At 61.5% G+C, this 19,185-nt stretch carries 16 protein-coding genes; 14 read left to right on the top strand and 2 right to left on the bottom strand.

Annotated features, from left to right (window positions below):
- From glgC to AC2A1F_RS14155, 5 genes are all read left to right on the top strand, one after another.
- Window positions 1-1,260 carry a glucose-1-phosphate adenylyltransferase gene (gene glgC, locus AC2A1F_RS14175; RefSeq protein ID WP_484209409.1) on the top strand — a complete coding sequence of 420 codons (1,260 nt, stop codon included), beginning with the start codon at window positions 1-3 and terminating at the stop codon, window positions 1,258-1,260.
- 121 nt (window positions 1,261-1,381) lie between these two features.
- Window positions 1,382-2,833 carry a glycogen synthase GlgA gene (gene glgA / locus AC2A1F_RS14170; protein ID WP_484209408.1) on the top strand — a complete coding sequence of 484 codons (1,452 nt, stop codon included), beginning with the start codon at window positions 1,382-1,384 and terminating at the stop codon, window positions 2,831-2,833.
- Window positions 2,830-4,458: an alpha-D-glucose phosphate-specific phosphoglucomutase gene (locus tag AC2A1F_RS14165; protein WP_484209407.1), complete on the top strand. Its 1,629-nt coding sequence runs from the start codon at window positions 2,830-2,832 to the stop codon at window positions 4,456-4,458. The genes glgA and AC2A1F_RS14165 overlap by 4 nt, the downstream gene beginning before the upstream one ends.
- On the top strand, window positions 4,455-6,242 hold the full coding sequence (gene glgX / locus AC2A1F_RS14160; protein WP_484209406.1) for a glycogen debranching protein GlgX: 1,788 nt from the start codon (window positions 4,455-4,457) through the stop codon (window positions 6,240-6,242). Before AC2A1F_RS14165 ends, glgX begins: the two co-directional genes overlap by 4 nt.
- A gap of 214 nt (window positions 6,243-6,456) precedes the next feature.
- Window positions 6,457-7,071: a murein L,D-transpeptidase catalytic domain family protein gene (locus AC2A1F_RS14155; RefSeq protein ID WP_484209405.1), complete on the top strand. Its 615-nt coding sequence runs from the start codon at window positions 6,457-6,459 to the stop codon at window positions 7,069-7,071.
- Window positions 7,072-7,074: 3 nt separating this feature from the next.
- On the opposite strand, the gene AC2A1F_RS14150 is transcribed toward AC2A1F_RS14155, so the two are convergent.
- Complete coding sequence (locus AC2A1F_RS14150) at window positions 7,075-7,932, bottom strand: LysR family transcriptional regulator (RefSeq protein WP_484209404.1); 858 nt, start codon at window positions 7,930-7,932, stop codon at window positions 7,075-7,077.
- Window positions 7,933-8,031: 99 nt separating this feature from the next.
- Between AC2A1F_RS14150 and AC2A1F_RS14145 the strand changes: the two genes are divergently transcribed.
- From AC2A1F_RS14145 to AC2A1F_RS14125, 5 genes are all read left to right on the top strand, one after another.
- Window positions 8,032-9,195, top strand: coding sequence for an isovaleryl-CoA dehydrogenase (locus AC2A1F_RS14145; protein ID WP_484209403.1), 1,164 nt, complete (start codon window positions 8,032-8,034; stop codon window positions 9,193-9,195).
- Window positions 9,195-10,838, top strand: a complete 1,644-nt coding sequence (locus AC2A1F_RS14140) for a carboxyl transferase domain-containing protein (RefSeq protein WP_484209402.1) — start codon at window positions 9,195-9,197, stop codon at window positions 10,836-10,838. The genes AC2A1F_RS14145 and AC2A1F_RS14140 overlap by 1 nt, the downstream gene beginning before the upstream one ends.
- 35 nt (window positions 10,839-10,873) lie before the next feature.
- Complete coding sequence (locus AC2A1F_RS14135; RefSeq protein ID WP_484209401.1) at window positions 10,874-11,344, top strand: endonuclease domain-containing protein; 471 nt, start codon at window positions 10,874-10,876, stop codon at window positions 11,342-11,344.
- Window positions 11,341-13,281, top strand: a complete 1,941-nt coding sequence (locus tag AC2A1F_RS14130) for an acetyl/propionyl/methylcrotonyl-CoA carboxylase subunit alpha (protein ID WP_484209400.1) — start codon at window positions 11,341-11,343, stop codon at window positions 13,279-13,281. The genes AC2A1F_RS14135 and AC2A1F_RS14130 overlap by 4 nt, the downstream gene beginning before the upstream one ends.
- A gap of 127 nt (window positions 13,282-13,408) precedes the next feature.
- Window positions 13,409-13,861, top strand: a complete 453-nt coding sequence (locus AC2A1F_RS14125; protein ID WP_484209399.1) for a MaoC family dehydratase — start codon at window positions 13,409-13,411, stop codon at window positions 13,859-13,861.
- Here AC2A1F_RS14125 and AC2A1F_RS14120 read toward each other — a convergent pair.
- Window positions 13,842-14,756, bottom strand: coding sequence for a LysR family transcriptional regulator (locus AC2A1F_RS14120; RefSeq protein WP_484209398.1), 915 nt, complete (start codon window positions 14,754-14,756; stop codon window positions 13,842-13,844). The two genes, AC2A1F_RS14125 and AC2A1F_RS14120, sit on opposite strands and share 20 nt — an antisense overlap.
- A 242-nt stretch (window positions 14,757-14,998) precedes the next feature.
- Here AC2A1F_RS14120 and AC2A1F_RS14115 point away from each other — a divergent pair, with 242 nt between their 5' ends.
- From AC2A1F_RS14115 to AC2A1F_RS14100, 4 genes are read left to right on the top strand one after another with little or no spacing between them, the layout of a single operon-like run.
- Entirely contained in the window at window positions 14,999-15,721 is a 723-nt protein-coding gene (locus AC2A1F_RS14115; RefSeq protein WP_484209397.1) for a pirin family protein, read from the top strand.
- A gap of 30 nt (window positions 15,722-15,751) precedes the next feature.
- On the top strand, window positions 15,752-16,330 hold the full coding sequence (locus AC2A1F_RS14110; protein WP_484209396.1) for a nitroreductase family protein: 579 nt from the start codon (window positions 15,752-15,754) through the stop codon (window positions 16,328-16,330).
- 43 nt (window positions 16,331-16,373) lie between these two features.
- Window positions 16,374-17,993 carry an NAD(P)/FAD-dependent oxidoreductase gene (locus AC2A1F_RS14105; RefSeq protein WP_484209395.1) on the top strand — a complete coding sequence of 540 codons (1,620 nt, stop codon included), beginning with the start codon at window positions 16,374-16,376 and terminating at the stop codon, window positions 17,991-17,993.
- Window positions 17,990-19,168 carry a BaiN/RdsA family NAD(P)/FAD-dependent oxidoreductase gene (locus tag AC2A1F_RS14100; RefSeq protein ID WP_484209394.1) on the top strand — a complete coding sequence of 393 codons (1,179 nt, stop codon included), beginning with the start codon at window positions 17,990-17,992 and terminating at the stop codon, window positions 19,166-19,168. Before AC2A1F_RS14105 ends, AC2A1F_RS14100 begins: the two co-directional genes overlap by 4 nt.
- Window positions 19,169-19,185 lie beyond the last annotated feature (17 nt).

The following is a 19,185-nucleotide window of genomic DNA, read 5'->3' as shown; positions in this document are numbered from 1 at the left end:
ATGCGCGAGACTTACTCACAGCCACTGGCGCGCGATGCCATGGCCTATGTCCTTGCAGGCGGACGCGGCAGTCGGCTGAAGGAACTGACAGACAACCGCGCCAAACCAGCGGTCTATTTCGCGGGCAAATCGCGGATCATCGATTTCGCGCTGTCGAACGCGATCAATTCAGGCATTCGCCGCATCGGCGTTGCCACGCAGTACAAGGCGCACTCGCTGATCCGCCACATGCAGCGCGCGTGGAACTTCATGCGGCCCGAACGCAACGAAAGCTTCGATATCCTGCCCGCTTCGCAGCGCGTGTCGGAAGATCACTGGTATGAAGGCACCGCAGATGCCGTGTTCCAGAACATTGATATCATTGCATCGTACGCCCCCAAATACATGGTCATTCTGGCCGGTGATCACATCTACAAGATGGATTACGAGCTGATGCTGCGCCAGCACGTGGAGAGCAAGGCAGACGTCACAATCGGTTGCCTCGTTGTCCCCCGCATGGAAGCAACCGGTTTCGGCGTCATGGCGGTGGACAACGCTGACACGATCACTGATTTCATCGAAAAACCCGCCAATCCCCCCGGTATCCCCGGCAACGAAGACATGGCGCTCGCCTCGATGGGCATCTACGTGTTCGACACCAAGTTCCTGTTCCAGATGCTGCAGGAAGATGCTGACGATCCGAACTCCAGCCGCGATTTCGGCAACGATATCATCCCCAAGATCGTCAAGAACGGCAAAGCCGTCGCCCACCGCTTCACCGCATCATGCATCCGCGCGGCCGAGGAAATCGAAGAATACTGGCGCGACGTGGGCACGCTCGATGCCTATTTCGATGCCAATCTCGATCTGACCGATGTCGTGCCCAAACTCGACATGTATGACCGTGAATGGCCGATCTGGACCGACCAGATCATCGCCGCACCGGCCAAGTTCGTGCATGATCAGGATGGCCGTCGCGGCATGGCCATTTCCTCGCTGATCTCGCAGGACTGCATCGTCTCGGGCGCGATTGCTAAGCGCAGCCTGCTGTTTACCGGCGTGAAGATGGGGTCCTTCTCAAGTTGCGAAGAGGCGGTGATCCTGCCCTATTGCAACATCGGCCGCAACGCGCGGCTCAGCCGGGTGATTATCGATTCCGGCGTCCGCATCCCCGAAGGCCTCGTCGTGGGAGAAGACCCCGAACTCGACGCCCGCCGCTTCCGCCGCTCGGAAAACGGCGTATGTCTCATAACCAAACGGATGATCGACCAGCTGGTATGAGAATTGGCAAACCGGCGCAGGCCTTCTTCCCCCCTCCCGCAAGCGGGAGGGCGCGCTCCTTCTTCCCCCCTCCCGCAAGCGGGAGGGGTCGGGGGTGGGCCTTTCACAGAGCAACCGCCATATGAAAGTCCTCTCCATCGCATCAGAGGCCGTCCCGCTGATCAAGACCGGCGGCCTCGCCGATGTGGCGGGCGCACTGCCCGCCGCCGTCGCGCCCCACGGCGTGGAGATGACCACGATCCTGCCCGGCTACCCGGCTGTCATGAAAGCCCTCTCTCGCTCCCGCGCCCTGCACATGTGGGACAGCCTGCTGGGCGAAAAGGCGCGGCTCTTGGGCGGCAAGATTGATGGCCACCCGCTGCTGGTGGTTGATGCCCCCGCCTTCTTCCAGCGTGATGGCGGCCCCTATGTCGATGGCGCAGGCCGCGATTGGGCCGATAACTGGCGCCGCTTCGCCGCCTTCAGCCGGGCCGCTGCCGATGTGGCAGGCGGCGCTGTCAAAGGCCGCAAGTTTGATCTGGCCCACGCGCACGATTGGCAAGCCGCCATGGCACTGGCCTATCTCCGCTTCGCCCCACCCGAAAGTGGCAGCCGCATCCCATCGGTCATGACCATCCATAACATGGCCTTTCAGGGCCACTACGGTGCAGACTTGTTCCCCGCCCTTGGCCTGCCGCCGCAAGCTTTTGCAATGGATGGCATCGAATATCACGGCGGCATCGGTTTCCTGAAGGGCGGCATGGAAGCTGCCAGCGCCATCACCACCGTTAGCCCCACTTATGCGCGCGAGATCCGCACACCTGAATTCGGCATGGGCCTCGAAGGCCTGATCCTCAGCCGCCATAACCGGGTCCACGGCATCGTCAACGGCATCGACACTCTCCAGTGGAACCCTGAAACAGACCCCGCGCTAAAGGCAAAATTCGGCGTCAAATCCTTGGCTAAGCGTGAAGTCAACAAGCGTGCGCTCGAAGCCGAATTCGCGCTCGAACCCGGCGAGGGCCCGCTGTTTGTGGTCATCACTCGCCTCACTTGGCAAAAAGGCATCGATGTCCTGCTCGAATGCATCGACCACCTCGTCGGCATCGGCGGACGTCTCGCGCTGCTCGGTTCGGGTGACAGGGCGATGGAAAACGCCTTCCACGCCGCCGCCATGCGCCACCCCGGCAAAGTCACCGTGCGTATCGGCTATGACGAAGCGCTCAGCCACCGGATGCAGGCGGGCGGCGATGCGATCCTCGTGCCCTCCCGCTTCGAACCCTGCGGCCTCACCCAGCTCTATGGCCTCGCCTATGGCTGCGTCCCCGTCGTCGCACGCACCGGGGGCCTTGCCGATACGGTGATCGACGCCAACCTTGCTGCCGTGATGGGTGGCGTTGCCACCGGCGTGCAGTTCGATGGTGTCCATTATGCCGCGCTGGCCGATGCCATCACCCGAACCGTAACACTCTACTGGCAACGCGACACGTGGCGTGCCATCCAGCGCGCCGGCATGAAAACAGACTTCTCGTGGAGCCGTTCGGGCAAAGCCTATGCGGATCTCTACGCCAGCCTCATTGCGGAGAACCCATGACCCGTACCGTTCCGTCCACGCCCTATTCCGGCCAGAAGCCCGGCACCTCCGGCCTGCGCAAGAAGGTGAAAGTTTTTCAGCAAGATAACTACGCTGAAAACTTCGTGCAGGCGGTGTTCGATGTGGTGGAACGCGCGCCCGGCAGCACGCTGGTCCTCGGCGGAGACGGTCGCTACCACAACCGCACCGTCATCCAGCAAACGATCCGCATCGCTGCTGCCAACGGCTATGGCAAGGTTCTCGTCGGCAAAGGCGGCATCCTTTCGACACCCGCCGCCTCCAACGTAATCCGCAAATACGGCGCCTCAGGCGGGCTGATCCTCTCGGCCAGCCACAACCCCGGCGGCCCTGATGAAGATTTCGGCATAAAATACAACATCGCCAACGGCGGCCCCGCCCCCGAAATCGTAACCGACGCCATCTATGCCCGCACGCAGACGATCGACCGCTGGATGTCCGTAGACGCGCCCGATGTCGACCTCGACACGCTGGGCACCATGCAGGTCGGTCCACTGACGGTCGAAGTGATCGATTCCGTCGCCGACTATGCCGAATTGATGGAATCGCTGTTCGATTTCAACGCGATACGAACCAACGTCGCTTCCGGTTTCACGATGGCATTTGACGCGATGAGCGCCGTCACCGGCCCATACGCAACCGAAATTCTCGAAAATCGCTTGGGCTTTGCCAAGGGCACGGTGCGCAACGGCGTGCCGCTTGAAGACTTCGGCGGCCACCACCCCGATCCCAACATGGTCCATGCTCACGAACTGTTCGATACCATGTTTGCCGCCGACGCCCCCGATTTCGGCGCGGCGTCTGATGGTGACGGGGACCGCAACCTGATCGTCGGGCGGCACCGCTTCATCACCCCGTCAGACAGCTTGGCCATGCTCGCCGCCAACGCGCACCTTGCGCCGGGATATGCCAGCGGTCTCAAAGGCATAGCCCGCTCGATGCCGACAAGCGCCGCCGCAGACCGCGTGGCCGAAGCCATGGGCCTGCCCGCCTTCGAAACGCCAACCGGCTGGAAGTTCTTCGGAAATCTGCTCGACGCTGGCATGGCCACGATCTGCGGCGAGGAAAGCGCCGGGACTGGCAGTGATCACGTGCGCGAAAAGGATGGCCTGTGGGCCGTGCTGCTCTGGCTCAACATCCTCGCCGTCCGCAAGATCAGCGTCGATGCGCTCGCGCGGGAGCATTGGGCCAAGTTCGGCCGCAACTACTACGCCCGCCATGATTATGAGGCGCTGCCGACGGATAAGGCCGATGCGCTAATGGCGGAACTGAAGAATTCGCTGGCAACTCTGTCTGGCAAGTCCTTCGGATCGCTGGAAATTGCCGAGGCGGACAACTTCTCCTACCTCGATCCTGTCGATGGCTCGACCAGCAGCAATCAGGGCGTGCGCGTGATGTTCGTGGGCGGCTCGCGCGTCGTCTTCCGCCTCTCCGGCACTGGCACAGAAGGTGCAACCTTGCGCGTCTATCTTGAACGCTATGAACCGGTCGGAGGCGATCTGGACCGCGAAACCCCTGAAATGCTTGCAGAATTGATCGTTGCGGCAGACGCAATAGCAGGCATAGCCAGCCACACCGGTCGCTCGGCACCTGATGTGGTGACGTGAAGCCGGGAGTCCAAATAGCGGACGGCAAGACCCGCTTCACCGTCCGATCCCCCCGCGCCGAAGCGCTGACGCTCTGTCTGTTTGAAGGCCACGCCGAACAGCGCGTGCCGATGGCGCGGGATGGTGACAACTGGACCGTTGAAATCAAAGGCGATTTGCGCGGAACCCGGTATGGCTACCGCGCCTCCGGCGAATGGAATCCACCCGCCGGGTTGTGGTTTGATCCCACCAAGCTGCTGGTCGATCCCCACGCGGTGGAACTTGATCGGCCCTTCTCCTACGATCCCAGCTTGTCAGCCTATGGCTTTGATACGGCTGCGATAGTTCCACACGCGGTCGTCTCCTCACCCGCACCGGTAGACCCCGCCCCGCCACTATTCCGCCACGGCAGACTGATCTACGAACTTAACGTTCGCGGCTTCACCATGCTGCACCCTGATGTGCCCGAAAGCATCCGAGGCACCGTGGCAGCACTCGCCCACCCATCAATTATCAATCATCTCAAACGCTTGCACGTTTCAGCGGTGGAACTCATGCCCATCGTCGCATGGATAGACGAGCGCCACCTGCCTCCGCTCGGCCTGTCCAATGCGTGGGGATACAACCCCGTTGCCACGATGGCACTCGATCCGCGCCTGTGCCCCGGCGGCGTGGCCGAACTGCGCGATACGGTGGCCGCACTTCGTGCTGAAGGGATCGGCGTGATCCTCGATATCGTATTGAATCATAGCGGAGAATCCGATGTTCTCGGCCCCGTCATCTCGCTGCGCGGACTGGATGATGCGGCTTATGCACGCGCGCCAGATGGCAGCTTGATCAACGATACCGGCTGCGGAAATACATTGGATTTCGGCAACCCTGCCGTCCGCGAACTTGCGCTCGATACCCTGCGCCACTTCGTAAGCCATTGCGGTGTCGACGGATTTCGCTTCGATCTCGCCCCGATCATGGCGCGCAGCCCCGGCTTTGCCGCCGATGCGCCGATCTTTGCCGAGATTGCCGCCGACCCTGTGCTGGCAGACCGCATCCTGATTGCCGAACCGTGGGATATCGGTCCCGGCGGATACCAGTTAGGATCTTTCCCACCTAACTGGCTGGAATGGAACGACAGATTTCGTGATGACGTCCGTCGCTTCTGGAAAGGTGAGGCTGGATTGGGCCTGCTGGCGACGCGGATTGCAGGATCTGCGGATATCTTCGGCAAAGCTTGCCGCTCGGTCAATTTCCTCGCCGCACACGATGGCTTCACGTTGGCCGACATGCTCGCCTACGAAGAGCGCCACAACTGGCCCAATGGCGAGCAGAACCGCGATGGACATGGCGAAAACTTCAGCTGGAACAATGGGATAGATGGCGATACTGACAACTCGGATGTGCTCGCTGCACGCGCCGCCTATGTCCGCGCGCTGCTTGGCACGTTGTTCATTTCCACCGGCACGATTATGCTGACAGCCGGAGACGAATTCGGGCGGAACCAGCGCGGGAACAACAATGCCTATGCGCAGGACAACGAGATCACTTGGATCGACTGGGAGCGGCGAGATCTGGCGCTTGAGGCTTTTACATGCGAGCTATCTGCATGGCGTTCCTCGATAATTTCGGAGATGCAGTGCTTTCCAGAGGACGGAACGTGGCAAATCCTGAAGTGCACCAAGATGCACCTAGATGACACCGGCATGCACGCAAGCGACTGGGAGAGCCACCTAACCCCCGGTTTCCGTTGGCAAAATGAGACTTACGGATTCATGGTTCAACGCGATCCGCCGCTGGCCGGTCCGGCCTGAATCACACATCGGGTTGGACATATCAAAACGCCCACCGATTGGACGGCTTAAAGCTGAAAGGTTGCGACCAAAACGTCAGACGGCGCGTCAGGCACGTCTCATCGCAAGGGTGATCGGTGGCCCTTGCAGATGCGCTGCAACGCTTACAGTTTGGTCATGGTAGCAACCGAGGGTTCGCAAAATGGTTCCAGACCGGCGCAAGTTTTTGAGCGCCATGATTGCAGCAACGGGCACCGCACTGGTGAGTGGCCCGCTCGGCAGCCCCGCTGCTATAGCTGTAACACCCCCTAAAGAACCTGATATTTCACCCTTTTCACGCCCCACGCGGCCTTTGGTGGTGCAGCGTGCAGCGGCGGCACTAGATGCGCATGGTGGCCTTATCCGGCATCGCGATCTTGTCGGACTAGTCGATTTTTCCAAGGCTTCGCGCGAGGCCCGGTTCCATCTGATCGATATGGAAGCGGGCAAACTGGTGGCATCCCATCTTGTTTCACACGGTAGCGGATCGGACCCGGCGAACAGCGGCTGGGTTCAGCGGTTTTCCAACCAGTACGGCTCTTATGCCTCCAGCAAGGGCGCGTTTCTGACCGGCGTTGCCTATAGCGGCAAACATGGCCGGTCACGCCGCCTGATCGGGCTTGAGGACGTGAACAGCGCTGCGATGGAGCGGGGCATCGTGATCCACGCAGCCAGCTATGTCAGCGATGAAATGGCACAAAATCAGGGCCGCATCGGCCGCAGCCAGGGATGCTTTGCTTTTTCGGACAAGGACATCGACGGCGTTCTTGCACGCTTGGGTGAAGGCCGGTTGCTTTACGCTGTAAAGTGATTTTCAGCTGAGCCCACCACGGCAGGCATCGGCCAAAGCACTTCCCGCCTCCACCAAATCCGGTCTTTCGCGCGCTGCGATAAGGCCCAATGTGCGGCGGAAATCGTATTGCGCCAGCGGCACCGCGACCAAACCTTCACGCAGCAGCGATTGTGGTGCGGTGGTGACGCCCATCCCGGCGCGGACCATTTCGATGCAGCGATCATCGTTGGTTGAACGCAGGAAGAAGGGCGGGCGCACGCCGCGCTGCGTGAACCAGCGGCTGGTTTCGCTGAGGATTTCGCAACTGCGGCGCGCGATCATGGTTTCGGCGGCGACATCGCGAGCCTCTAGCATTGCGGCACCGGCAAACGCGTGGCCTTCGGACATGAACAGGCGGTAGCCTTCGTCGAGGAGCGCAAGCGACGGGTGTTCAGCATCTTCCGGGCGCAGCAGGGTAAGCGCCGCGTCAATCTGCCCTTCCCCCAGTTTGCGGCGCAGTTCCGCATCGGTGCCTTCTGAAAGCACCAGCGGTTGCGGGCCAGTAAAGCGCCGTACCGTGGCCGAGAGCATGGCCGTGGCGATGGAGGGCAAAACGCCAAGCCGCAGCGGACTGAGCGGCGCGGGCGCATCGGCGAAGGCAGCTTCGGCGGCGCGGAATTCACGCTCTATCGCGCGGGCATGTGTGACAAGGCGCGTGCCTGCTTCGGTCAGCCGCACCTGCCGCCTCTCGCGCGCGAACAGGCGGGTGCCGGCAAGGCGTTCAAGTTCGGCAATAGCGGCTGACAGCGTCGGTTGCGAGATGGCCAGACGTTCCGCCGCGCGGGTGAAGTTTCCGGTTTCGACGAGGGCAAGGAACTGGCGTAAGTGCGCGCGTTTCATCATAGGAAAAACCTATCGTAAACTGGGCTATAAATCAATTTTGAGCGATGGTTTGGTGATGATAGGTTCCGTGTGAAAAGATTTTGAGAGGATGCCACGATGCGTGCGACGCCCGATTTCGACTTCGGCCTGACCGAAAGCGCAATGATGCTCCGCGAGGCGGCAGGCCGCTTTGCCGATGAACAGATCGCGCCGCTGGCCGCCGAGATCGACCGCAATGACCGTTTCCCGCGCGAATTGTGGGAGCCGATGGGGGCGCTGGGCCTGCACGGCATCACCGTGGAGGAGGAGCTTGGCGGGCTGGGCCTGGGCTATCTGGACCATGTGATTGCGGTGGAGGAAGTGAGCCGGGCGTCAGGGTCTGTGGGGCTGAGTTATGGTGCGCATTCAAACCTTTGCGTCAACCAGATCCGCCGCTGGGGGAATGACGAGCAGAAGGCGAAATATCTGCCCAAGCTGATTTCGGGCGAGCATGTGGGTGCGCTGGCGATGTCGGAAGCGGGTGCGGGATCAGATGTGGTTTCTATGAAGCTGCGCGCCGAGCCGGTGGCAGGCGGGTTCCGGCTGAACGGAACCAAGTTCTGGATCACCAACGGCACATATGCCGATACGCTGGTGGTTTACGCCAAAACATCACCCGATGCGGGCAGCCGGGGCATCACCGCATTCCTTATTGAAAAGGACATGCCGGGTTTCTCCATCGGGCAGAAGATCGACAAGATGGGGCTTCGGGGAAGTCCGACTTGTGAACTGGTGTTCGACGATTGCTTTGTGCCCGAAGACAACGTGATGGGGCCGCTGCACGGCGGCGTGGGCGTGCTGATGAGCGGGCTAGATTATGAGCGCGTGGTGCTGGCGGGAATGCAGATCGGCATCATGCAGGCGTGTCTGGACACCGTCATTCCCTATGTGCGGGAGCGCAAGCAGTTCGGGCAGCCGATTGGCACGTTTCAGCTGATGCAGGCCAAGATCGCCGACATGTATGTGGGGATGCAGTCGGCGCGGGCTTATGTCTATGCGGTGGCCAAGGCGTGTGACGCTGGGGAGACGACGCGGTTTGATGCTGCGGGCGCCATCCTGCTGGCGAGCGAGAATGCGTTCCGTGTTTCCGGTGAGGCGGTGCAGGCTTTGGGCGGTGCGGGATATACCAAGGACTGGCCAGTGGAACGCTATCTGCGGGATGCCAAGCTGCTGGATATTGGCGCGGGGACGAACGAAATCCGGCGCATGCTGATCGGGCGTGAATTGATCGGAGCAAGGTAATGAGCGGGCCAGTTCTTTCGAGCGCTGTCGACCTGTCTTCAGAGCAGGCCCAGGCGCGCAGGACGCACAATCTGGGACTGGCCAAGGAACTGCGCGAGCGCGTGGCCAAGGCCGCATTGGGCGGGGACGAGCGCAGCCGGGAGCGCCATGTTTCGCGCGGGAAGCTGTTGCCGCGAGACCGGGTCGAGCGGCTGCTTGATCCGGGATCGCCGTTTCTGGAGATCGGGCAACTCGCTGCCAACGGCATGTATGGCGATGAAGTGCCGGGTGCGGGGATCATCGCGGGCATTGGCCGGGTTTCGGGCCGCCAGTGCATGATCTTTGCCAATGACGCGACGGTCAAGGGCGGCACCTACTTCCCGATGACAGTGAAGAAGCATCTGCGCGCGCAGGAAATCGCTCAGGAAAACCGGCTGCCGTGCGTCTATCTGGTGGACAGCGGTGGGGCGAACCTGCCCAATCAGGCGGAGGTCTTTCCTGACCGCGATCACTTTGGGCGGTTCTTCTACAATCAGGCGAACATGAGTGCGCTGGGCATTCCGCAGATTGCCAGCGTGATGGGATCATGCACCGCTGGTGGGGCTTATGTTCCGGCAATGTCGGATGAATCGGTGATAGTGCGCGAACAGGGTACGATCTTTCTGGCAGGTCCCCCGTTGGTGAAGGCAGCGACGGGCGAGGAGATTTCTGCCGAGGCGCTGGGCGGCGGTGATCTGCATGCGCGCAAGAGCGGCGTGGTCGATCATCTGGCCGACAATGATGAGCATGCGCTGACGATTGTGCGGGATATCATCAGTCACCTTGGCTCCTCCGCGCAGGCGGGGGCCTCGGGCAGTCGTGCGCTATGGCCTGAGGCCCCCGCCTTCGCGGGGGCGCGGGAAGTGAGGCCTCCGGTTTATCCAGCGGAGGATCTCTATTCGATCATCCCTGATGATGTGCGCGCGCCCTATGATGTGCATGAGGTGATTGCGCGGATCGTGGATGGCAGCGAGTTTCACGAGTTCAAGGCACTGTATGGCGCAACGCTGGTCTGCGGCTTTGCGCATATCTGGGGCAAGCCGGTGGCGATCCTGGCCAACAACGGCGTGATCTTTTCCGAAAGCGCGCAGAAGGGGGCGCATTTCATCGAACTGGCGTGCCAGCGCCGGATTCCATTGCTGTTTTTGCAGAACGTTTCGGGCTTCATGGTGGGTGGCAAGTATGAGGCCGAAGGCATTGCCAAACATGGCGCAAAGCTGGTGACGGCTGTTGCCACGGCGCAAGTGCCGAAGATCACCGTGCTGATCGGCGGCAGCTTCGGCGCGGGCAACTATGGCATGTGCGGGCGGGCCTATCAGCCGCGTTTCCTGTTCACCTGGCCCAATGCGCGGATCAGCGTGATGGGCGGGGAGCAGGCGGCGAGCGTGCTGGCCACGGTGCATCGCGATGCGGACAAATGGACGCCTGAGGAGGCCGAGGCCTTCAAGGCTCCGGTGCGGCAGAAGTATGAGGACGAGGGCAATCCCTATTACGCCACGGCGCGGCTGTGGGATGATGGGGTGATTGATCCGGTGCAGACAAGGGATGTGCTGGGGCTTGCGCTGGAGGTTTGTTTGCAGGCACCGATTGCGGAGGCGCCCCGGTTTGGGGTGTTCCGAATGTGAGGGGCGCCAGCCAAAATCCTCCCCGGAACGGGGAGGTGGCAGTGCGAAGCGCTGACGGAGGGGTCGAAAAGCCGCGTGTCCAGCACCGAACTGTCGGCGCATCCGCCACTCAGACTGAGCGCGCGCGAAAACTCCGGCGCGAAATGACATTACCCGAAGTGCTGCTGTGGCGCGAGTTGCGGGGCAAGCCAATGGGTCTGAAGTTCCGTCGGCAGTTTGCGGTTTCTGGCTACGTGGCGGACTTCGCCTGTCTTGATCGAAGGCTGCTGATCGAGATTGACGGGATTGTTCACAACATGGGCGACAGGCCGGCGCGGGATTTGAAGCGGGACGCTGCTTTGGCTGCGTTGGACTGGACAGTTCTGCGCATTCCGGCGGCTGATGTCCTCAAAGATCTCGCGTTGGCTGCGGCTTCGATTGTTGCTTATGCTGATAGCCTTCGGCCCCTCCGCCCCTGCGGGGCACCTCCCCGTTCCGGGGAGGAGTTTTTGGGTGATGATTTATGATTTCTTCCCTCCTCATCGCCAATCGTGGCGAGATCGCCTGCCGGGTTATCCGTACTGCGCGGAACATGGGCATCCGCACGGTGGCGGTCTATTCCGATGCTGACCGCAATGCGCTGCACGTGCGCTCTGCCGATGAGGCGGTGCATATTGGTCCCTCGCCTGCGCGGGAGAGTTATCTTTGCGGGGACAGGATCATTGCGGCGGCCAAGGCCACGGGGGCCGAGGCGATCCATCCGGGGTATGGGTTTCTTTCGGAGAACGCCGAATTTGCGCAAGCCGTGATCGATGCCGGGCTGGTGTGGGTTGGGCCGAAGCCTGCCTCGATTACCGCAATGGGGCTAAAGGATGCGGCCAAGGCGCGGATGATTGCGGCGGGGGTGCCGGTGACGCCGGGGTATCTGGGCGAGGATCAATCGCCCGAGCGCTTGCAGGCAGAGGCCGATGCTATCGGGTATCCAGTGCTGATCAAGGCGGTGGCCGGTGGCGGCGGCAAGGGGATGCGGCGGGTAGAAAGCTATGCCGATTTTGCCGAGGCTTTGGCGTCATGCCGTCGTGAGGCGGCGTCTTCGTTTGGCGATGATCGGGTGTTGATTGAGAAGTACATCCTCTCGCCCCGGCACATCGAGGTGCAGGTGTTCGGCGATAGCCACGGCAATGTCGTCCACCTGTTCGAGCGTGATTGTTCATTGCAGCGGCGGCACCAGAAGGTGATCGAGGAGGCCCCTGCCCAGGGCATGGACGAGGCCACGCGCGAGGCGGTGTGCGGCGCAGCGGTGCGCGCGGCCAAGGCGGTGGACTATGAGGGCGCAGGCACCATCGAGTTCATCGCCGACGGATCGGAAGGCCTGCGCGCCGACCGCATCTGGTTCATGGAAATGAACACGCGGTTGCAGGTGGAGCATCCGGTGACCGAAGAAATCACCGGCGTCGATCTGGTGGAATGGCAGTTGCGCGTGGCTTCGGGTGAGGCTTTGCCCAAGCGGCAGGATGAGCTGAGCATCAACGGCTGGGCGATGGAAGCGCGGCTTTATGCGGAGGACCCGGCGAAGGGGTTTTTGCCGAGCCCCGGACAGATTGACCATTTGATCATTCCCACACCAAGCGGGATCAGCGTTCGTATAGAAAGTGGCTTGAACCGCACTGATGTGATTTCGAGCTTTTACGATCCTATGATCGCAAAAATCGTTGTGCATAGCAGGGATCGCGCCTCGGCAATTTCAGATCTGGCGGAAGTATGCTCGGGAACTGAAGTAGCTCCCGGCAAGACAAATGCAGGTTTTCTGACGCGGGTTCTGCGCCACCCTGGTTTCATCGAAGGGAGCATTACGACTGCCTTCATCGAGCAAAATCAGGAACACCTGACAGACCTCACCCCAATCGCTGGAAAGTTGAAGCGAGAAGCAGCGATTGCATTGCTAAGCCAGAGCGCCGCGCCGCTTGGCGGTAAGACCTATGGATCGGTTGCCAGTGAACTGGCTAGCGCATCACTTGCCAATCCTTGGAGACATTGCGTCGGCTTGCGGTTAAACCGTGATCCTGAGTTGTCTGCTTCGTTTTTCCTTTCGAACGAACGACAAACAATCAAGATGGATGGCAACTGGACAGAAGAGTTTGTTTCGACTGAACCTGCACCGAATGGGCTTTACGTGTTTGCTGACGGCGAGTGCTTGACTGTTTCACAGCGCTATAACGCGTCGAATGCGGGTGTGGCTGGTAACGGTGCGATCCTCTCCCCCATGCCCGGCAAGGTCATTTCCGTCGATGTCGAGGCGGGGCAGACTGTCGCCAAGGGGCAGAAGTTGCTGGTGCTTGAGGCTATGAAGATGGAGCATGCCTTGACGGCTCCGTTCGATGGCGTGGTGGCCGAGTTGAATGCGGTTGCAGGCGCGCAGGTGCAGGTTGAGGCGCTGTTGGTGCGGATTGAGAAGGCAGAATAGCCTTTACCCGTTCGTGTCGAGCCCTTCGACTTGCTCAGGGTAAACTTCGGGCTTAGCCCGAAGTCGAGACACCGCGCGCCAGTGTCTCGACTTCGCTCGACACGAACGGAAATCAGGGATTTGAGTTATGGCAGGGCGTTACTTTGATCAGTGGCAGGTGGGCGATATGATCGCGCATGAAATCCGGCGCACAGTGACCGAGACGGACAACCTGCTGTTCTCGGTCATGACGCACAATCCGCAGCCTTTGCACATCGATGCCGAGGCGGCCAAGGCCAGCGAGTTTGGGCAGATTTTGGTCAACGGGACTTTCACCTTCGCGCTGATGGTAGGGCTTTCGGTGGGAGGCACTACGCTGGGCACGCTGGTGGCGAACCTTGGCTATGACAAGCTGGTGATGCCCGCGCCCGTGTTCATCGGCGATACGATGCGCGCGACGAGCGAGGTGGTGGAACTGCGCGCCAGCAAATCGAGGCCTGATGCCGGGATCGTGACTTTCAAACACGAACTGATCAACCAGCGCGATGAGGTGGTGTGCCGGTGTCTGCGATCTGCCCTGCTCAAGGTTGCGGAGTCATAAGGTTCCTCAGGCGCTGCCTGAAAGCATCGCGCAGCCATGTTTGCGCCGGGCCGCCAGGGCAATCGCGCCGCCACAGCGCGTGGAAGCGATAGGCCATGCCTGGCCATTCGGGGATTGCGAGCCGCTTGAGGCGGCCTGAGGCGAGATCGCTTTCGATCAGATGCAGCGGCATGCTTCCCCAGCCAATGCCTTCACGCAGCAAGGCGTGGCGCGCACCGAGATCGCCCAGCCGCCATGTGCTGGCCGCGAAGACCGAGAAATCGCGGCCTTCGGTCAGTTTTGACCGGTCGGTGAGAACAAGCTGACGGTGCTTGCGCGCCTCGCCCGGCGGAACCTTATCCATGCGCGCCAAAGGGTGATCGGGTGCGGCAACGGGGAGCAGATCCACCTCGCCAATCGCCTCGCGCTCAAGATCGGGTGCTGCGACAAGTTCGGGGCCGCCGATGCCCAGTTGTGCCTGGCCATCCACCACCAGCGCGGCGATTGCGCCGAGTGATTCGACATGCAAGCGCAGCAGGACGGTGGGGTACAGGTCCTGAAATTCGCGCAAGATGGCCGCGAGCAATGGGGTTGGGAACATCACGTCAATGGCAAGGCCAAGTTCGGCCTCAAGCCCCTGGTTGAAATTGCGCACGCCTGCTATGAGCGCATCGACGTCGTCCGCAACAGCGCGCGCCTGCGCCAGCATGGCCTTGCCTGCTGGCGTGAGCACCGGCTTGCGTGAGCCTTCGCGATCAAACAGCGCGACCCCCAACTGAGTTTCGAGCGTGACGATGCCGTAGCTTACGACCGAGATCGCCCGGCCCAGTTTGCGCGCGGCGCCATTGAAGCTGCCTTCATCGACCACGGCGAGGAACAACCGCAATTGATCGAGCGTTGGCTGGCCAATGTCCATCAGTATGCGTTCCTCCGTCAATACAACCCGCTCATGCTGAGCCTGTCTAAGCAGGTTGCGCCAGCACCCTTCGACAGGCTCAGGGTGAGCGGGGTTGGGGTAAAGAGCGTATGCGTTTCAAGATTACCATTCAAGTATTTCGAACATCCTGATCGATTTTATCGGGATATTCCGAAAGGCGTGCAAGGCCTAGTTCCACTCCATCAGGACGGAACGCAAACCGTCCGACAGGAGACCTCGCCATGACCCAGACCCTTACCAAGCCCCACATCGAATTGCGGCCCTTTGCCTCAATCGGCGCGGCCAACCATGGCTGGCTGGATGCGCACCATCATTTCTCGTTCGGCGGATACCATGATCCGGCGCGCGTCAATTGGGGTGCTCTGCGCGTATGGAACGACGACCGCATCGCGGCAAAGAGCGGCTTTCCCACCCATCCGCACAGCGACATGGAAATCATCACCTATGTGACCAGGGGCGCAATTACCCACCGCGACAGCCTGGGCAACGAAGGCCGCACCGAAGCCGGCGACGTGCAGGTCATGTCGGCAGGCACTGGCATCGCGCATTCGGAATTCAATCTGGAGGACGAGGAAACCCGCCTGTTCCAGATCTGGATCATCCCCGATCGCCGCGGCCATGCACCAAGCTGGGGTGCCCGCCCCTTCCCCAAGGACAGCCGGGAAGGCCAGTTCGTGCCGCTGGCTTCGGGCATTGCCGGAGACACCGACGTGCTGATGATTAACGCCAATGCCCGCGTGCTGGGTGCCACGGTGAAGGCGGGTGAAACGGTGCGCTACGCCCTGACCGAAGATCGCCATGCCTATCTGGTTCCGGCCAAAGGCAAGGTCCGCATCGGCGATGTTGAGGCCAATGCCCGCGATGGCTTGGCTATCACCGGCGTGACCGAAATCATCGTTACCGCGCTGGAAGACGCCGAGCTTGTGCTGGTCGACGCAGCCTGAAATTAGAACATCACACCAAGGAGTATCCCGATGACCCGTACCGCTTCCCCCCAGGTCCTGCCGCTGATCGTTGACCGTTGGAGCCCGCGCGCTTTTGATGGTTCGGCTGTACCGCAGGCAGACCTTGACGTAATCTTCGAAGCCGCTGGCCTTGCCGCCAGCGCCTATAACTACCAGCCATGGCGCTTTGCCTTTGCGCACAAGGGCGATGCGAATTTCGAAGCGTTCCTTTCGGCACTGGTGCCGTTCAACCAGAGCTGGGCCAAGGATGCAGGCGTGCTGGTCTATGCCGTGTCGGACGAGTTCATGCGCAGCGACAAGGGCAACAACCCCAACCACAGCCACAGCTTTGACACAGGCGCAGCATGGGCCAGTGCAGCGCTGCAGGCCATGCATATGGGCTATCACACCCACGGCATGACCGGGGTGGACTTTGACAAGGCGGGTGAAGTGCTGAACCTGCCCGAAGGTTTCCGCGTGGAGATGGCCTTCGTGATCGGCAAGCAGGGCGATGTGAAGAACCTGCCCGAGATGCTGCAGGAACGCGAAGTGGTGAGCGACCGCAAACCAGTGAGCGAGATTGCTTTTGCGGGGCCGTTTACCGCCTAACGCACAAGTGGCGCCGCCCGCGCGTTTTCGCTAGGGCGGCGCCATGCTTCGTATCAATGAACTGAAACTGCCGCTCGATCATGCGGCTGAGGACTTGGCGCCGGCGATCTGCGCGCGGCTGGGCATCACGGCCGCGGATCTCGAACGCTACCAGGTTTTCCGGCGCGGCAACGATGCGCGCAAAAAGCATGCGATCCTTCTTACTTACGTGATCGATTGCGTGGTGCGTGATGAGGCCGAAGTGCTTGAGCGGCTTGCGGGCGACCAGAACGTGAAGCCCACGCCTGATCTTTCCTACAAGTTTCCGGTCATGGCCCCGGCGGGTTGGGACGGCCAGCGCCCAGTTGTGATCGGCGCAGGGCCTTGCGGGCTGCTGGCAGCACTAATCCTCGCGCAGATGGGGCTGAAGCCGATCATCATCGAGCGCGGCAAGGCCGTGCGCGAGCGGACGAAGGACACCTGGGCGCTGTGGCGCAAATCGGTGTTGCAGCCTGAATCGAACGTGCAGTTTGGCGAAGGTGGTGCGGGCACGTTTTCCGATGGCAAGCTATACAGCCGGATCAAGGATCCGCGCCATCTGGGGCGCAAGGTGCTGGTCGAGTTTGTGAAAGCGGGTGCGCCCGAGGATATTCTCACCGAAGCGCATCCGCATGTCGGCACGTTCCGGCTGGTGACGATGGTCATGTCCCTGCGCGAAACGATTGAGAGCCTTGGCGGGGAATACCGGTTCCAGACGCGGGTCGAGGATTTCGAGGTTGAGACCGGCGCGGACGGTGCGCGGCAACTGGTCGGCCTGCATTTGTCAGACGGATCGTTCCTGCCTGCGCGGCATGTGATCATGGCGGTGGGCCATTCGGCGCGCGATACGTTTCAGGTGCTGTTCGACCGGGGCGTGCATGTGGAGGCCAAGCCCTTTGCCATCGGCGTGCGGATCGAGCATCCGCAAGGGTGGATCGACAAGGCACGCTATGGCCCCAATGCGGGGAACAAGATCCTTGGCCCGGCGGCCTATTCCATCTCGCACAAAGCCAGCAACGGGCGCACAGTCTATTCGTTCTGCATGTGCCCGGGCGGGCGCGTGGTGGCGGCGACGAGCGAGGAAGGCCGCGTGGTGACCAATGGCATGAGCCAGTATTCGCGCGCGGAGTTCAACGCCAATTCCGGGCTGGTGGTCGATATCGATCCTGACCGCGATTATCCCGGTGGGCCGATGGCGGGCATGGCGTTTCAGCGGCATTGGGAGAGCCTTGCCTTTGAAGCGGGCGGGCGCAACTATATGGCACCGGGGCAGAAGCTGGGCGACTTTCTGGCAGACCGGCCTTCCACCGAATTTGGCGATGTGATCCCGAGCTATCAGCCGGGTGTCCATCTGACCGAAATCAAGAAGTGTCTGCCCGACTATGTGATTGAAGCGATCCGCGAGGCTCTGCCGGTGTTCGGACGTATGGTGCCCGGCTATGATCATCCCGATGTGGTGATGACGGGCGTGGAGACGCGCACATCGGCCCCGGTACGGATCACGCGCGGGCGGGACTGCCAGAGCCTGAACACGCGTGGGCTTTATCCGGCGGGCGAAGGAGCTGGCTATGCCGGCGGCATCCTTTCGGCAGCGGTGGACGGGATCAAGGTGGCCGAGGCGCTGGCAGCAGATGTGCTGACGTGAGCGCGCAAAGCTACGACGCCATTGTTATCGGCGCAGGCGCGGCGGGGCTGATGGCCGCGCTGACGGCCGGACAGCGCGAACGGCGCGTGCTGCTAGTGGACCATGCCGACGAGCCGGGGAAGAAGATCCTGATATCGGGCGGCGGGCGCTGCAACTTTACCAATATCCACACGGCAGCGGATCGCTACATCTCTGAAAACGTGCATTTCGCGCGGTCGGCGCTGGCGCGCTATACGCCTGCGGACTTCATCGATCTGGTGAACCGGCACGGCATTGCCTGGCATGAAAAGACGCTGGGGCAGTTGTTCTGCGATGGATCGGCGCGGCAGATCGTCGATATGCTGATGGCCGAATGCCGCAATGGCGGGGTGCGTTTTGCCTTTGGGCAGGCGGTTTCGGCTGTGGAGCATGCAGATGGTGTGTTCCGTGTGACCTTGGACGGGCAGGAGCATCAGGCCCCCGCGCTGGTGCTGGCCACGGGCGGGCTGTCGATCCCGAAAATGGGCGCGACCGGCTTTGCGATGGACGTGGCGCGGCGCTTTGGGCTGCCGATGGTACAGACCCGCCCTGCCCTTGTGCCGTTCACGCTGGGGGAGGATGAGGCGCTGTTTCGCTCGCTTTCCGGCGTTTCGGCCAACGTCGTGGCGCAGTGGGGCAAGACGGCGTTTCGAGAGGCGGCGCTGTTCACGCACAAGGGGCTGTCTGGCCCGGCGATGTTGCAGATATCGTCCTATTGGCAGCACCGCACACCGATTGCGGTGGATTTCCTGCCCGATGAGGCACCGGACTGGCTGATCGAGGAAAAGCGCGCCCGGCCCAAGGCGGGTTTGCGTGCGGCGTTGGCGCGGCGTTTGCCAGAGCGGCTGGCAGAGACGCTTGCCGGACGGCTGGCCTTGGAGGGTGAACTTGGCACATGCCGCGATGCGCCTTTGCGTGCGGTGCAGGACCAGCTTGCGCACTGGCCGTTCCATCCCAACGGAACCGAAGGCTATGCCAAGGCCGAGGTCATGGCAGGTGGGATTTCCACCAAGGCGCTATCGCAAAAGACGATGGAAGCTAACAAAGTGCCGGGGCTCTATGCCATCGGCGAGGCGGTTGACGTGACCGGCTGGTTGGGTGGCTATAACTTCCAGTGGGCTTGGGCGAGCGGACGGGCGGCTGGCGAGGCGCTTTGATCAGTGCGAACCAAAAG

The organism is Novosphingobium sp. HNCC26BN242 (genome assembly GCF_057180525.1).
Note: the sequence above shows the minus strand (reverse complement) of the source record. Positions and strands in the feature narration are given on the sequence as shown.